Here is a 14,828-nt window from a genome sequence, read left to right as displayed (position 1 = left end):
CCAATGTATCGATTTGAAGACATCGATTGCCTGGAGAGGTCGCCGCCATGGCAGGGATCGGTCCGGAATGCGCCTTGCTGCTGATGCTGGCCGCCTGCGCCGAGGCGCAGGAGGCTGGCGTCACGCCGCCGCCGCAGGCCGCCGCGCTCGGCCGTCGCCGAGAACAGCTTCAGCCTGCCGATGCCCCGCAACATGGCTGGCTTGGCGCCTCGGCGCGTCTATTCGACAATCTATTATGTCCATGCCGCGCCCGAGGCGCCGTCCGGAAGCGGCGTCGCCCTGCAAGCTCCTGGCGGCAAGGCCATCGGCCTGTCGGTTGCCAAATCCGACTTCTGCAAGGGCAGCATGGAGGGCACGCTGTTCGTCCGGACTTCCGGAGGTGGGCTGCGGCGCTTCAATTATGCCGGCACCGGACCCGGCAGCCTTGCCGATTGCTCCGATATCTTCGCGACCATGGCGAAGCAGGATCCTGAGAAAGTGCGGGCGGTCGGAAGAAGCCTGTTCACCGAGCTCGCTTCCGCGTCCGCTCCATTGGGACCGGCGGCCGGGGCGCGTGCGGCGACCGCGAGGGTCGCTTCCGCCTGGTGCCCCATCGCAGCATTGCCGTCGATCGCACCGGCAAGCTGGTCCCGCTCGGCGCCGTCCTCTCCATCGAGCGCCTCCGTGGTGCCGAGATCGCTTTGCCGAACGGCCAGACCGCGCGGCATGACGGCTATGTCCAGGCGGTGGACACGGGCGGGGCCATCGTGGGGCCGTCGCATTTCGACCACTTCAAGGGGCCCAGCGAGAACGATCATGGCCTGCCGACCCTGAGATCGTCGCCCACCTCGATGATCGAGGCGCGCATCGTCACCGATCCCGCGATCATCCGCGCCTTGTGCGACGAGCATCTGATTCTGCCGACACCCGCTCCATAGACGCGGCGGCTGCTCGCGGATGTCACGGCGCCCGACTGAAATGCCCTGGTGTCGGTTCTGGTGAAGGGCTGACCGCCCAGCGGCCAGCAGACAGAAAAAAAGAAGGGGTCCAGGGGAATTCATTCCCCTGGCCTGCCACTGCCTTTATCTTTGTTCCAGTCGCGCTTCCAATTGACATCAGCCTTCGCTTTCTATCGATTCTGCCCATGTCAGCGCCCTCCAACCCCAAGGTGGTCCTGCCGCCGTCGCTGGACGCTCTCGTCCGGGCGCGGATGGAGGCAGGCGGCTATGCCGATGCCGAGGCGGTGCTGGAGGCGGCGCTGAAGCTGCTGGCGGCCGCGCCGGAGCCGCCGCAGCCCGGACATGCCTTGCTGCTGCGGCTGGAGAAGCGGCTGCAGGGGCTGGGCGGGGCCGAGGCGATGGCGACCGCGGCGGCGCTGCTGGGCGAGGCGCTGGACCTGTCGCGGGTGTCGTTCCGCGAGCTGACGCCAGGCGGCTCCGCGGAGGGCTGGAGTCCCTCGGGACCGGTTGCCCCGCCGGACCTGCCGCCGGCGCTGCTGGAGGCGGTGGCCGAAGGCCAGCCGCTGGCGCTGCCTGGCGGCGATGGCGACGACCGGCTGCCGGCAGGCGCGCCGGCGATCCTGGCGGCGCCCCGGCTGGAGGATGGGCGGCTGTCCGGCCTGCTGCTGGCCGAGGCGCCGGCGCCGCGCGCCTGGCGGCGGCGGGAGCTGGCGCTGGCCGCCGAATTCGCCGCGCGGCTGGCCTCGGCGCTGCGCCGGGCGCGGATGGAGGCGGCGCTGTTCGAGAGCGAGCAGCGCTACCGCACGCTGTTCGACGCCTGCCCCTTCGCCATCATCATCATCGACACGGCGACGCATGCCGTGCTCGACGTCAACGAGAATGCCTGCGAGAGCTACGGCTATTCGCGCGACGCGTTCCTGCGGCTGCGCATCGGCGATCTCGACGTCCGCCGCGAGCCGGAGGCGATCCGCGCCCATGCCCGCGGCTTCACCATCCGCCCCGGCGTGCAGCAGTTCGAGACGCAGCATCGCGACAGCGCCGGGCGGGTGCGCGACGTGCTGGTGCGGGTGCACGGGCTGCGGCTGGGCGGCCGCGACATCAGCTATGGCGCGCATGTCGACATCACCGACCGCAAGGCGGCCGAGGCGCGGCTGCGGCTGGCGCTGCGGGCGGCACGGCTGGGCACCTGGGAATTCGACCTGGCCGCCGATCGCGGCCGCCGCGCCGGGCCGCTGGCCGAGGCGACGCCGCAGGTCGCCGCCGAGGGCTTCGGCATGGCCGAATGGATCGAGCCGATCCATCCCGAGGACCGGCCGGCGGTGCAGGCCGCCTTCGAGGCCCTGGCGCGCGACGAGCGGCCGGAATTCCGTGCCGAGTTCCGCGTCCGCCGCCCGGGCGCCGACGGGCAGAGCGCGGCAGGCACCGACTGGATCTGGATCAGCTCGCATGGCGCGGTGGCCGAGCGCGACGGCGCCGGCCGGCCGCGCCGCATCGCCGGGGTGGCGCAGGACTGCACCGATCGCAAGCAGGCGGAGGAGCGGCAGGCGCTGCTGACGCGCGAGGTCGACCACCGCGCCAAGAACGCGCTGGCGGTGGTGCAGGCGGCGCTGAGGCTGACCCGGGCCGAGACGCTGCCGCTGTACCGCCGCGCGGTGGAGGGGCGGGTGGCCGCCCTGGCCCGCGCCCAGACCCTGCTGGCCGAGGATCGCTGGACCGGGGCCGACCTGGCCGCCCTGCTGCGCGGCGAGATCGAGCCCTTCCTGTCGGGACGCGCCCAGGCGCTGCGGCTGGAAGGGCCGGCGGTGCTGCTGCCGGCCGCCGCCGCGCAGCCGCTGGCCATGGCGATGCACGAGCTGGCGACCAACGCCACCAAGCATGGCGCGCTGTCGGTGCCGCAGGGCGAGATCGCCATCGCCTGGACGGTGGATGACAGCGCCGAGCGCCGGCTGCGGATGCTGTGGCAGGAACGCGGCGGGCCGGCGCTGCAGGGCCCGCCGGCGCGGCGCGGCTTCGGCGCCCGGGTGATGGAGGCGACGCTGCGCGGCCAGCTGGGCGGCGCGCTGGCCTTCGACTGGGCGGGCGAGGGGCTGCTTTGCCGGCTGGAGCTGCCGCTGCAGCGCGCCGCCGGCCACGGCCCGCTGCCGTCGGGCGCCGTCGCCGGCCCGCTGGCGGAGGCGAAGGATTAGGCCCGGGCCTGGTGAGGGCCACCCGGCCGGGCCGCGATCCGGACGCTGCCGGCGCGGCGGTCTGCCGGCGCCGCCACGTCTTCTTCCCCTGGTCGTAGTGCCACTTGATCGGGAAGAACATGCCCGTCGCCAGCACGATGATCCTGAACGGGGAAGAAAACCGCCGGGAACCGATCATGCATCCCGGATCTGTCCAGTCGGTGAGACTGTCTGCCGCCGGCCCCTGACCTCAGGGCCGCCGCCGCGGCGGTCGGACCCTGTGTCGCAGCATCGAGGGCGCTCCCAGGCACCCGGCCTTCAGGCCTCCACTCTCAGGCCTTCGGTTCCAGTCTCAGGCGCCGGGCGGCGGGGCCTCGCTCGGCGCCAGGAGCTGCGCCAGGCTGCGCACCAGCAGGCGGTCGGAGATCGGCTTCTCCAGATAGGGCCGGCCGCGCAGCATCGGGTCCTGCGGCCGCAGCACGTTGCCGGTCGCGAAGAGATAGGGCACGCCCATCTGCTCCAGCCGGTCGGCCACCGGATAGGCGGTGATGCCCGGGCCCAGATGGATGTCCAGCACGGCGCCGTCCGGCCGCCCGGCGGCCAGGGCGGCCAGCGCCGATTCCGCGTCCGGATGCGGGCCGATCACCGTGGCGCCGGCCGCCCCCAGCACCATGCCGAGCTCGGAGGCGATGTTGTAGTCGTCCTCGACGACCAGCAGGCGGAAGCCGGCGAGCGGCGCGGGCGATGGGGACATGAGACCTCCCGGGGCTGGAACCAGTGTATCAGCGCAGCGAATCAGCGCAGCGGCAGGGCGATGCGGCAGCACAGCCCGCCCTCCTGCAGCGCATAGGCGGTGCGGGCGCCGAGCGAATAGGGCAGCGCATCCTCGATCAGCTCGCGGCCATAGCCGCGCGGGCGCTCGCCGGCGGGGGCCGCGGGCGGCAGGGCGATGCCGGCCTCGCGCCACGCCAGCTGCACCCAGCGCAGCACCGGGCGCGACGGCCGCCCCGGCACCCGCGGCGGCGGCAGCCTGTCCTCCTCGCCCGCCTCGTGCACCTGCCAGCGGACCGAAAGCTGGCCGGGCAGGTCGTCGCGCAGCGCGCCGTATTTCACCGCATTGGTCGCCAGCTCGTGCAGCGCCAGCGAGAAGGTCTGCACCTGCTCGACGGACAGGTTGACCTCGGGGCCCTGGATGTCGATGCGGGGCGGCTCCAGCTCGGCATGCGCCTCGAGCTCGGCGCGGACCAGGGCGCCGAGCTCGACGGTGTCGCTGCCGAAGCGGCTGAGCAGCCCCTGCGCCCGGGACAGCGCCGCCAGCCGCTGGTCGAAGGCGGCGACCGCGCCGCCGCGCGCCCCGCCACGTCCCAGCGTCTTGAAGGCGACGGCGCGGATCACGGCGAGGAGGTTGCGCGAACGGTGCTGCAGCTCGGCCACCAGCACCTCCTGCCGCGCGGCCGCGCGCTTCTCCTCGGTGACGTCCTTGCCGATGCCGCCGATCCAGCGCACCCGGCCGGTGCCGTCGCGGATCGGGAAGTCGCTGTTGCGCAGCCAGCGGATCTCGCCGTCGGGGCGGCGGATGCGGTATTCGAAGGTCACCGCCTCGCCGCCGCGGACGCGGGCGATATGCGACAGCGCCCGGCTGCGGTCGACCTCCAGGATGGTCGCCGCCCAGCCCTGGAAGTCGTGCTCGCCGAGGCCCCCCTCGCGCGGCAGGCCGTAGATCCGCTCGAAGGCGGGCGTCAGGTAGTCGAGCCGCAGCGTCCCCGCGTCGCGGATCCAGAGCACGTCGGACGAGGCCTCGCCGAATTGCCGCAGCCGCTCCTCGCTCTCGCGCAGGGCGGCTTCCGCCTGCTTCTGCGGCGTCACGTCGATATGCGCGCCGATCAGCCGGATGGCGCGGCCGGTCTCGTCGCGTTCGATGTCGGCGCGGGCCAGGATCCAGCGCGAGGCGCCGTCGGAGGGGCGGATGATGCGGTATTCGTTCTGGTAGGTCAGCCCGTCGCCGGCCAGCGCCGCCTGCAGCGCCGCGGCGGCGGGCTCGCGGTCCTCGGGATGCAGGCGGCGCAGCCAGGCGCCGTGGTGCTCCGCCAGCCCGGCGGTGTCCAGCCCGTGCACGGCGCGGTACTCCGGCGAATGCTCGCCCACCAGATGCGGCCCCTCCAGCCCCTGGCGCAGGTCGATGTCGAAGCCGCCGATGCCGCCAATGCGCTGCACCCGGGCGAGCTCGGCCTCGCGGCGGCGCAGCGCCTGCTCGGCGCGGGTCTGCTCCAGCGCCGCCCAGGTCCGCTCGGCGGTCTCCTCGGTCAGCGCGATCTCGGCCGGGGTCCAGATCCGCGGCGCGGCGTTCTGCACGGCGAAGACGGCGACCCAGCGGCCGTCCTTGACCAGGCTCATGGCGATGGTCGCGCCGATCTGCAGCTCGGCGAAGAGGGCGCGGTTGCCATCGGCCAGCACCGGGTCCTGCTGCGCGTTGTCGATCACCAGCAGCTGGCTCTGCCGCAACTGCCGGGTCACCGCCTCGCCGAAGGCGTCGGCCTGCCAGCGCCCGGCCAGCGAGGGCACGCCGCGGGCATAGTCCAGCCGGATCTCCGCCTCGCGCTCGTCGATGATGTCGACATAGAGGACGCGGTTGACGTCGAGCTGCTCGCCCAGCAGGCGGGCCGCCGTCGCCTGCACCGCGGTCGGCTCGGCCAGCGGGCGCAGCGCGTCGGACAGGCGCAGCAGGAAGGCCTGCTGCTCCTCGCCGGCGCGCAGCGCGGCCTCGACCTGGTCGCGGCGCCATTCGGCGCGCAGCCGGGCGGTGGTTTCGATATAGACCGCCCAGAGCGCCACGACCCGGCCGGCGGTGTCGCGCAGCGGGCTGCAGGAATGCGTGAACCAGGCCTGCTCGCCGGCGCCGTCGCGCTTCAGCAGATAGGGCTGGTCCTGCAGGGTGATGGTCTCGCCGGCCAGCACCGCGGCCAGCACCGGGGCCCAGCTGGCCCGCGTCTCCGGCATGGCCTCGAAGATCGGCCGGCCGAGGGCGCGGGGATGCTTGTCGCCCATCAGCGGCCGCGCCGCGTCGTTGTAGATCAGGAAGCCTTCGGCGCCCCATTGCAGGCAGGTGGGGAAGCCGCTGGCCAGCAGCAGCTCGATGGCGGTGCGCAGCCCGGGCGGCCAGGCGGCCAGGGGGCCGAGCGGGGTCGCCGCCCAGTCCAGCGCGCGGATCAGCCCCGCCATCTCGCCAGGGCCGGCGGGCCATCCCGGATCGTTGCGCGATCCTTCCGTCATGGGCGAGCAACGCGGCAGCGGCGCCGAAAGGTTGCCCCGGGCCGGCGAATTTCCTTCTGCGCAAGCCTGGGGCCGCGGCGCCGCGCCGGGCCCCGGCCCCTCAACCCAGCAGCACCTGCACGCGGCCGACCAGGCGCTCGACGGTGAAGGGCTTGGTCAGCACCTGCATGCCGGGCTCGATCTGGCCGCCGCCGAGTGCCGCATTCTCGGCATAGCCGGTGATGAACAGCACCTTCAGCTCGGGCCGCAGCTGGCGGGCGGCATCGGCCACCTGGCGGCCGTTCATGCCGCCGGGCAGGCCGACATCGGTCAGCAGCAGGTCGATCCGCGCCGGGCCGCGCAGGATCTCCAGCGCGCCGGCGCCGTCCCCCGCCTCCAGAGTGCTGTAGCCCTGCTCCTGCAGCACCTCGACCACCATGCCGCGCACCACCGCCTCGTCGTCGACGACCAGGATGGTGCGGCCCGGCGCGGCCTCGGGCAAGGGGGCCTCCAGCACGGCGGCGGCGGCGGGCTGCGGCGCCGGGTGGTGGCGCGGCAGCTCCAGCCGGACGGTGGTGCCCTGGCCGGGGCTGGAGCGCATGCGGATGTCGCCGCCCGACTGGCGGACGAAGCCGTAGATCATCGACAGGCCGAGGCCGGTGCCCTGGCCGAGCGGCTTGGTGGTGAAGAAGGGATCGAAGGCGCGGGCCAGCACCTCGGGCGTCATGCCGCTGCCGGTGTCGGCGACCTCCAGGATGACGGCCTCGCCCTGGTTGCGGGTCTCGATGGTCAGCCTGCCGCCGCCCGGCATGGCGTCGCGGGCGTTGATGCAGAGGTTGAGCAGCGCGTTCTCGAGCTGGCTGGGATCGACCAGCACCGGCCAGAGCGTCGGATCGGGCCGCCAGTCGAGGGCGATGGCGGGGCCGGCGGTGTTGCGCAGCAGGTCGGCCATGCCGGCGACCAGCCGGTTCACCTCGGTCGGCTTGGGGTCCAGCGTCTGCCGGCGCGAGAAGGCCAGCAGCCGGTGGGTCAGCGCCGCCGCCCGGGCCGAGGCGGCGCGGGCGCGCTCGATGTAGCGGTCGAGCTCGGCGGTCCGGCCCTGGGCGACGCGCAGCTCCAGCAGCTCCAGATTGCCGCTGATGCCGGTCAGCAGGTTGTTGAAGTCATGCGCCAGCCCGCCGGTCAGCTGGCCGACGGCTTCCATCTTCTGGCTTTGCCGCAGCTGCTCTTCCAGCTGCCGCTGGGTCTCGGCGGCGGCGCGCTCGGCGGTGACGTCGCGGCCGACGGCGAAAAGCCGCGGCTCGGCACCCTCGGCGACCACGCCGTCCACGGCCTCCGCCGGCAGCGCCACCAGGGCCCAGGCGATCCAGCGGAAGCCGCCCCCGGCATGGGCGAAGCGGGCCTCGCAGCGGACCGGGCAGCGCTCCTCGCGCAGCCGGGCCAGGGCCTCGCGCAGGACGGGGGCATCCTCGGGCAGGGCGAGCCCGGCGAGCGTCGCCTCGCGCAAAGCCGCCGGCGCCAGGCCGAGCAGCCGGTCCCAGCCGGGGCTGGAGCGCAGCAGCAGCCCGTCCAGCCGGGCGATGGTCAGCAGGTCCTCGCTGGCGTTCCACAGGCTGTCGCGCTCGGCCGCCGTGGCATTGGCGCGGCTTTCCAGCAGCTGGGCCAGCTGCTCGCGCTGCGCCTCGATCTGGCGCCGCTCGGTGATGTCGACCGAGACGCCGGTCAGCGAGACGGCGATGCCGTCCGCGGCATAGGCGGGCTGGGCGCGGATGCCGACCCAGCGGATCTCGCCCGCCGGGGTGATCAGCCGGTACTCGATGTCGTAGTCGCCGCCGGAGCGCAGGCTTTCGGCGATGGCGGCCTCGACCGCCGGACGGTCCTCCGGATGGATCGCCTCGCGCAGCGCGGCATAGGGGAAGTCGGCCGCCGGGTCGCGGCCGAAATTCTCCCGGCAGGTGGCCGAGGTGGTCAGCTCGCCGCTCTGCAGGTCCAGCGTCCAGACGCCCATGCGGCCGGCGGCGACCGCCATGCGCTGCAGCCGGTCGCTGCGCTGGGCGGAGCGCAGCAGCCGGACATTCTCGAAGGCGATGGCGGCGGAGCGGGCCAGCGCCTCGAGCCGCATCGCCGCGCGCGGATCGACCGTCTGCCCCGGCTGCCAATAGGCGCCGAGCGCCGCGAAAGGTTCCGGCGTGCCGATCGGCACCATGACGAGCGCACGGATGCGGGCCGCGGTGTAGAGCGCATGCGGCACCCGGCCATCCTGGGTGATGTCGGGGATCTCCACCGTCTGGCGGTGCATCATCGCCCAGCCGGAGATGCAGCTGGCGGCCGGGAAGCGCTGCCCGGCCCAGAGCGGCACGGCGGCATCCTCGGCGGCGTAGAAGCAGCGGTCCTCCTCGCGGATGACGACGGCGATGCCCATGGCGCCGGCGACCTGCCGCGCGGTCTCCCGCAGGGTGGCGACGATGGCCTCCATGCTGCGCGCGCCGGCCAGCCGCTCGGAGGCGGCGACCAGCGCCATCCAGGCGGCGTCCTGATCCTCGGGGAGGGGCGCCGGCCTGGCGCCGTTCCGGTCGGGAAGGGTGTGCACGGCCATCAGTGCCTCGCGGACGCACGGTCGGCCGCGCGTGCTGGAAGGGGAAGCGGCGGCCGCGCCGGCCCGGGGAGGGGCCGCCACGACCAGACGAGCGCGTTCCTGTCCGGCCTTCCGGCCCCAGGACCACGCCGGCGCCCCCGCACCGGTCACGGGACGCAGGCTAGCAGAGCCGGCGGCCGGCCACCAAGCGTCGCGCCGCGCTTCCGGTGCCGCAAACGTGAGCGGCGCGCAAGGGCCTTTGTCTCAGCCCTCGACCGGCAGGCTCACATAGGCGCGCAGCCCCGGCGCGCCGTCGGCATAGTCGATGCTGCCCTCGAGCTTCTCCAGCATGGCGCCCATCATCATGCTGCCGAAGCCCTTGCCCTGGCGGAAGGCGCCGCTGCCGCGGTCGGCCACCACCAGCCGCGCCTGGCCGCCATGCTGTTCCAGCGACAGGCTGAGCGGCCCGGCGGCGCCGCCATAGGCGTGCTTGCTGGCATTGATCAGCAGCTCGGTCACCACCAGGCCCAGGCTGATGGCGCGGTCGGCCGAGATCAGCATCGGCGCCAGGTCCAGCCGCATCTGCCGCTTCCACTCCTCGCCCAGCGAGACCACCAGGTCGGCGCAGAGCTCCTCCAGGTAGCGGCCGAGATCGACGGTCTCGACATGCTCGTCGCGATAGAGGCGGCGATGCACCAGGGAGACGGCGGCCAGGCGGCGCTGCGCCTCGGCGACATAGTCGGCCAGCCGCTCGTCACCGGAATCGCGCGCCTGCAGCCCCAGATAGGAGGAGACCAGCTGCAGGCTGTTCTGCACCCGGTGGTTGACCTCCTTCATCAGGAAGTCCTTCTGCCGCAGCAGCGTGTCGCGCTCGGCCAGGGCCGCGTCCAGCTGGCGGTTCAGCCGGCGCAGCTTCTCCTGCTGGCGGCCCGCGGCGATGCCGGCGGCCAGGCGCCGCGCCGAGGCCAGGTCGGCCAGGCCCCAGGGCTCGGAATGGCCGTGCACCGTCTCGCTCCAGGCGGCGAAGGAGGCGCGCGGGGTCAGGAGGGCACCGGGCTCGGCCGGGATATCCTTGTGCGGATTGCCCGCCCAGTTCACCACCTCCAGCTTCTCGGCGCGGAACCACAGCAGCAGGATGTCGTGGCCGCCCGGCGGCAGCGCCGCCAGCAGCCCGCTGGCGATGCCGCGGTAGGCCGCGGCCTCCGGCAGCAGGGCGGAGAGGCTGTTGCTGCGGAACGGCCCGGCCGAGGCCTGCAGCCGCGCCCAGCCGGCGAGGCCCAGCAGCGCCGGCTCGGACGGGACGCGGCCGGCGGTGGCCACCACATGGCCGTTGAGGATGGCGAAGCCGTCGGCGCGGACGGTCTGGCGCAGCTCCTCCGCCGCCTCGGTCAGCGCGGCGGGGGCGAAGTCCTGCTCCTGCAGCCGGGCCAGGATGCTGTCCTCGAAGCCGCGCATGCGCAGCCGGTCGCGATAGTCCTCGGCCTCCTCCTTGGCGCGGATCTGCCGCGCCAGGCCGCTGGCCAGCGTCGAGCAGGCGGCGCGCGCCTCGTAGGTCATGCCACGCGGCGTGCGGTTGTGGCAGGCCACCAGCCCCCAGAGCCGGCCATCCTTGACGATGGAGATCGAGGCCGAGGCATCGACGCCCATGTTGCGCATGTACTGCAGGTGGATCGGCGAGACGCTGCGCAGCACCAGGTCGCTCATGTCGAGCTCGGCCTGCCCCTGCTGGAAGGCGGCCGGGCGCAGCGTCGCCGGGCGGTAGCGCACGTCGGGGATGACGCGGACCAGGTTGCGGATATAGAGCCGCCGCGCCTGGGCCGGCACGTCGCTGGCCGGGAAGCGGTGGTTGAGGAAGGAGGGCAGCGAGGGATCGCGCGCCTCGGCCAGCACCGCGCCGGCGCCGTCGTCGAGGAAGCGGTAGATCATCACCCGGTCGAAGCCGGTGATCTGGCGGAACACCACCGCCGCATGGTCGCAGAGCGTCTGCAGGTCGGCGGCGCGGTCGAAGGCCAGGCCGGCATTGTTCAGCGCCACCAGGGTCTGCGCCGCCGACATCGGACTGGCCGCGGCGGGCTCGAGCTCGGCCAGGATCAGGCTGCCGACGCGGTGCAGATGCAGCTCGAAGCGCTCGGCCTTCCCCTGCACCGGGGCGCCGTGCAGGATGCCGCCCGGGCCCGGCTGCAGCTCGGCCAGCAACGCCGCGAGGTCCTGGTCCAGCAGCACCGAGAGATGGGCGCCCAGCCAGCCTTCGGACAGCCGCTCCTCCAGCGCGCCGGCGCCGGCCAGCACGGTCAGGCTGCCGGCCTCGGCCACCAGCAGCAGGCCATAGGGCTGGATCGCGCCGGGACTGTGGATCGGCTCGCGGTCGCAGCTGGTGAGGTCCGCCGCGCCGAGCGGGACGGGCTGGCTGGGAAGGGCCGCGGGACTGTCGCTCATTGTGCGCTCATCGGGGGGGTCACTGATTCCTGTCGGCCGTTTCCTGTGGGAGGGGGCAGGGCACGGGGTCGGGCCCTGCGCGATCCTGCCAAGATCCCCCTGGGCCGCAGCACGGCGACAGCCTAGCCTCTCGGGCCGCCGCTGGCGAGCGCAAAGCCGCGATTTTCGCGGCCGCCGGCGAAGGATCGCCACGGCCCTGCGCCGTCGCATCGGCCGGCTTCGAAAAAGCCCTGTGCTGCACGCGGATCATCGCGGCCGCCCTGCGGTTGCATCCGTCATCGATGGCAAGTCTCGGCGGCCAGTGCGGCAGCTTCGTGGCGCTGGTTGCCATGTTTCGTCGTGAGTCGCCGGGGATTTTCATCGCCGCTGTGCAGGGCATCGATCTGCGCAAGGGGCAGGGGCGCAAAAAAAGTCCGCCAGGGCGCGCCGCGCCGCCGGAAAGGACAAGGTCATGCTTGCAATGGCCAGGGCCGCGGTCACATCCAGGTCAACGGCGACGCACGATCTTTGCGCGGTATGCTTACCCCGTTACGTCTTCGGCAAAAGCCCCGAGGCTGCCGGCTGCATGCGCGTCCTGCTGATCAACCCGCCCTATCTCTCGCTCTCCTCGCGCGGCATCGGCCACCAGATCCCCTTCGGCCTGCTCTGCATCGGCGGTGCGCTGATTGATGCCGGGCATGACGTCACGCTGATCGACGCCGAGCGCCACCACCTGAGCGGCGCCGCCCTGGAGGAACGGATTGCCGCGGCGGCGCCCGAGGTGGTGATGACCGGCCACGCCGGATCCACCCCGGCGCATCCGGCCTGCCTGGCGACGCTGCGCGCGGCGCGGCGGGCCGCGCCCGCGGCCGTCACCATCTATGGCGGCGTCTATCCGACCTATCACGCGGAGGACATCCTGGCGGCGCATGGCGAGGTCGACGCCATCGTCCGCGGCGAGGGCGAGGCGGTGGCCCGCGCGCTGCTCGCCGCCCTGGCGGCGGGCGCGCCGCTGGGCGGGCTGCGCGGCGTCAGCTTCCGCGATGCGGCGGCCGGGTGGTACGGAACGGCGAGGCGCCGGTCATCCCGAAGCTGGACGAATTCCGCATCGGCTGGGAGCTGGTCGCCGACTGGGACCTGTACCAGTGCTTCGGCCTGGGCCGCGCGGCGATCATCCAGTTCTCGCGCGGCTGTCCGCATCGCTGCAGCTACTGCGGGCAGTACCAGTTCTGGAGCCGCTGGCGCTATCGCGATCCGCGCAAGGTCGCCGCCGAGATCGCCTGGCTGCACCGCGCCCGGGGCGTCAACTTCGTCGACCTGGCCGACGAGAACCCGACCTCGTCCAAGCGGCTGTGGCGCGAGTTCCTTGAGGCGCTGGTGGCGGAAGACGTGCCGGTGCGGCTGTTCGCGACCATTCGCGCGACCGATGTCGTGCGCGATGCCGATCTGCTGCCGCTGATGAAGCGCGCCGGCATGGTCTGCGTGCTGATGGGCATCGAGACCACCGATCCCGAGACACTGGCGGCGATCCGCAAGGGCTCGACCACGCGGGAGGACCAGCAGGCGGTGCGGCTGCTGCGCCAGCACGGGATCCTGTCCATGCTCGGCCATATCGTGGGGTTCGAGGAAGAGACGCTGCGCGACTATCGCAGCGCCCTGCGCCAGGTGCGGCTCTACGACCCCGACCTGCTGAACGCCATGTATGTCACGCCGCATCGCTGGTCCGACTGGACCGCCGAGAACGGCGCCCGCGAGGTGGTGCAGGAGGATCCCAGCCGCTGGGACTATCGCCACCAGCTGCTGGCCTCGCGCCACCTGTCGCCCACGGCGATCTTCTGGCTGGTGAAGCTGATGGAGCTGGTGGTGCATGCCCGGCCGCGCGCGCTGTGGCGGGTGCTGGCGCATCCCGACCGCGACTTGCGCAAGCACCTGCGCTGGTGCTTCCGCTACAGCTTCCGCGTCTGGCGCGCCGAGGTCTTCGAATTCCTCTTCGACAATCCAAGGCCGCGCCGGCGGCTGACGCTGAAGGACTGGTTCAGGCGGGCGCCGCAGCCGGCGGAGTGACGGGCCGCACGCGGTAGGCGCAGCGGGCGGCGCCGGACAGCAGGTGCTGCTCGCGGGTCACCTCGGCCTCCGGGCCCAGCAGCGCGCGGAACAGCGCCAGCTCCGAGCGGCAGAAACCCTGGCAGGCGCTGGCGGCGGCGCAGATCGGGCAATGATCCTCGACCAGGCGCCAGGCGCCGGCCTCCTGCTCGACCCGCGCCATGTAGCCTTCGGCGCTGCGCTGCGCGGCCAGCTGGCGCAGCCGCGCCTCCAGCCCGGGGCCCGGGCAGGCGGCGCGGTAGGTCGCGGCCATGGCGGCCTCGCGCGCCGCGATCGCCGCCTCCAGCCCGGCCTCGCCGAAGCTCTGGCGGATGGCGGCGATCATCTGCAGCCCGAGCACGGCATGGCCGTCGGGGAAGCGGGCATGGCCGGCCGCCGTCAGCGCCCAGTCCGTGCCGGGGCGGCCCTGGGACCGAACGGCGCCGCGCGGCGGGGCCGGCTGCGCCGCCAGGAGCCCGGCCTCGGCCAGCTTCCTGATCTGCTGCCGGGCGGCTTCCGCGGTCAGGCCCAGCGCCTCGGCCAACACGGCGGTCGGGCGCGGGCCATGCCGCTTCAGATGCTGCAGGAGGCGCTCCGCGGTCGGAGCCGGGTCGGAATGATCCAAGGGATGCCTTGTGGAACCGGTGTTCGAACTCTATTAACCAAGCGATCGCTTGGATAATAGGCGGCGCATCCTGCCGCTGTCGAGAGGAAGCCCGATGTCCGCCATTCCAGACGCCGCCCCGCTTCCTGCCGGATGGGGTGCGCTGCTCGGCCGTGAGCATGGGCCGGCGGCGCTGGCGCTGACCGGCGGCGTCGCGCTGCATGCGGTGAACGTGCATATCGTCACCACCGTGCTGCCCTCGGTGGTGCGCGAGATCGGCGGCCTCGACTGGTACGCCTGGAACATCTCTCTCTTCGTGGTCGCCTCCATCATTGGCTCCGGGCTTTCCGTGCGCGCCCTGGCGCGGCTGGGGCCGCGGGGCGCCTGCCTGCTGGCGCTGGCCTTCTTCGCCGCGGGGTCGATCGGCTGCGCGACGGCGGCGTCGATGCCCTGGATGCTGGCCGGGCGCAGCGTGCAGGGCCTGGGCGGCGGCGGGCTGGCGGCGCTGAGCTATGCGCTGATCCGCCTGGTCTTCCCGGCGCCGCTCTGGCCGCGGGCGGTGGCCCTGGTCTCCGGCATGTGGGGGGTGGCGACGCTCTGCGGCCCGGCGCTGGGCGGGGTCTTCGCCGGCCAGGGCGAGGGACAGTGGCGCATGGCCTTCTGGTCGCTGCTGCCGGTGATCGCGCTGCAGGCCGGGCTGGTGACGCTGCGCCTCGGCCGGCGGCTGGCGGCACCCGTCGATGCGGGCGTGCCTTCCGCGCAGATCCTGCTGCTGGCGGCCTCGGTGCTCGCCGCGGCGG

At 73.4% G+C, this 14,828-nt stretch carries 10 protein-coding genes and 1 pseudogene; 5 read left to right on the top strand and 6 right to left on the bottom strand.

All coding sequences use genetic code 11. From position 1 onward, the window contains the following. The first annotated feature begins 584 nt into the window (after positions 1-584). Both BKE38_RS17785 and BKE38_RS17780 read left to right on the top strand, forming a co-directional pair. Positions 585-917 (top strand): 3D domain-containing protein, encoded by a 333-nt coding sequence (locus tag BKE38_RS17785; protein WP_076958614.1) that lies wholly within the window; start codon positions 585-587, stop codon positions 915-917. A 206-nt stretch (positions 918-1,123) separates the two neighbouring features. After that, positions 1,124-3,124 carry an HWE histidine kinase domain-containing protein gene (locus tag BKE38_RS17780; protein WP_083747641.1) on the top strand — a complete coding sequence of 667 codons (2,001 nt, stop codon included), beginning with the start codon at positions 1,124-1,126 and terminating at the stop codon, positions 3,122-3,124. Between the two features lie 331 nt (positions 3,125-3,455). On the opposite strand, the gene BKE38_RS17775 is transcribed toward BKE38_RS17780, so the two are convergent. The 5 genes from BKE38_RS17775 to BKE38_RS30470 form a co-directional block, all read right to left on the bottom strand. Continuing rightward, on the bottom strand, positions 3,456-3,857 hold the full coding sequence (locus BKE38_RS17775) for a response regulator (RefSeq protein ID WP_076958612.1): 402 nt from the start codon (positions 3,855-3,857) through the stop codon (positions 3,456-3,458). A 41-nt stretch (positions 3,858-3,898) separates the two neighbouring features. After that, complete coding sequence (locus BKE38_RS17770) at positions 3,899-6,373, bottom strand: PAS domain-containing protein (RefSeq protein ID WP_083747640.1); 2,475 nt, start codon at positions 6,371-6,373, stop codon at positions 3,899-3,901. A gap of 100 nt (positions 6,374-6,473) precedes the next feature. Then, the gene (locus BKE38_RS17765) at positions 6,474-8,948 is read right to left on the bottom strand and encodes a PAS domain-containing protein (RefSeq protein WP_076958610.1); all 2,475 of its coding nucleotides are present in this window, start codon (positions 8,946-8,948) and stop codon (positions 6,474-6,476) included. Between the two features lie 243 nt (positions 8,949-9,191). Then, entirely contained in the window at positions 9,192-11,363 is a 2,172-nt protein-coding gene (locus BKE38_RS17760; protein ID WP_076958609.1) for a histidine kinase dimerization/phosphoacceptor domain -containing protein, read from the bottom strand. Between the two features lie 520 nt (positions 11,364-11,883). After that, complete coding sequence (locus tag BKE38_RS30470) at positions 11,884-12,141, bottom strand: hypothetical protein (RefSeq protein WP_131829634.1); 258 nt, start codon at positions 12,139-12,141, stop codon at positions 11,884-11,886. On the opposite strand from BKE38_RS30470, the pseudogene BKE38_RS33815 reads away from it, so the two are divergent. Both BKE38_RS33815 and BKE38_RS17755 read left to right on the top strand, forming a co-directional pair. Then, positions 12,025-12,267 (top strand): annotated as a pseudogene (locus tag BKE38_RS33815) (cobalamin-dependent protein); the annotation flags it as partial. The gene BKE38_RS30470 and the pseudogene BKE38_RS33815 sit on opposite strands and share 117 nt — an antisense overlap. A gap of 131 nt (positions 12,268-12,398) precedes the next feature. Next, a complete protein-coding gene (locus BKE38_RS17755; RefSeq protein WP_165694217.1) occupies positions 12,399-13,406 on the top strand; it encodes a B12-binding domain-containing radical SAM protein in 1,008 nt (335 codons plus the stop codon). Here BKE38_RS17755 and BKE38_RS17750 read toward each other — a convergent pair. Further along, positions 13,378-14,049, bottom strand: a complete 672-nt coding sequence (locus tag BKE38_RS17750) for a helix-turn-helix transcriptional regulator (protein WP_076958608.1) — start codon at positions 14,047-14,049, stop codon at positions 13,378-13,380. The genes BKE38_RS17755 and BKE38_RS17750 overlap by 29 nt on opposite strands. Positions 14,050-14,143: 94 nt before the next feature. Here BKE38_RS17750 and BKE38_RS17745 point away from each other — a divergent pair. Beyond that, the coding region (locus BKE38_RS17745; protein ID WP_131829633.1) for an MFS transporter at positions 14,144-14,828 on the top strand (685 nt) is incomplete at its 3' end.

This window comes from Teichococcus deserti, assembly GCF_001982615.1.
In the GTDB taxonomy this organism is placed as follows: Bacteria; Pseudomonadota; Alphaproteobacteria; order Acetobacterales; family Acetobacteraceae; genus Pseudoroseomonas; species Pseudoroseomonas deserti.
Note: the sequence above shows the minus strand (reverse complement) of the source record. Positions and strands in the feature narration are given on the sequence as shown.

What these genes read in the sequence shown, in the direction of transcription:
- BKE38_RS17760 (WP_076958609.1), bottom strand. Translation starts at nt 11,363, where the DNA reads ATGAGCGACAGTCCCGCGGCCCTTCCCAGCCAGCCCGTCCCGCTCGGC.
- BKE38_RS17770 (WP_083747640.1), bottom strand. Translation starts at nt 6,373, where the DNA reads ATGACGGAAGGATCGCGCAACGATCCGGGATGGCCCGCCGGCCCTGGC.
- BKE38_RS17765 (WP_076958610.1), bottom strand. Translation starts at nt 8,948, where the DNA reads ATGGCCGTGCACACCCTTCCCGACCGGAACGGCGCCAGGCCGGCGCCC.
- BKE38_RS17780 (WP_083747641.1), top strand. Translation starts at nt 1,124, where the DNA reads ATGTCAGCGCCCTCCAACCCCAAGGTGGTCCTGCCGCCGTCGCTGGAC.
- BKE38_RS17775 (WP_076958612.1), bottom strand. Translation starts at nt 3,857, where the DNA reads ATGTCCCCATCGCCCGCGCCGCTCGCCGGCTTCCGCCTGCTGGTCGTC.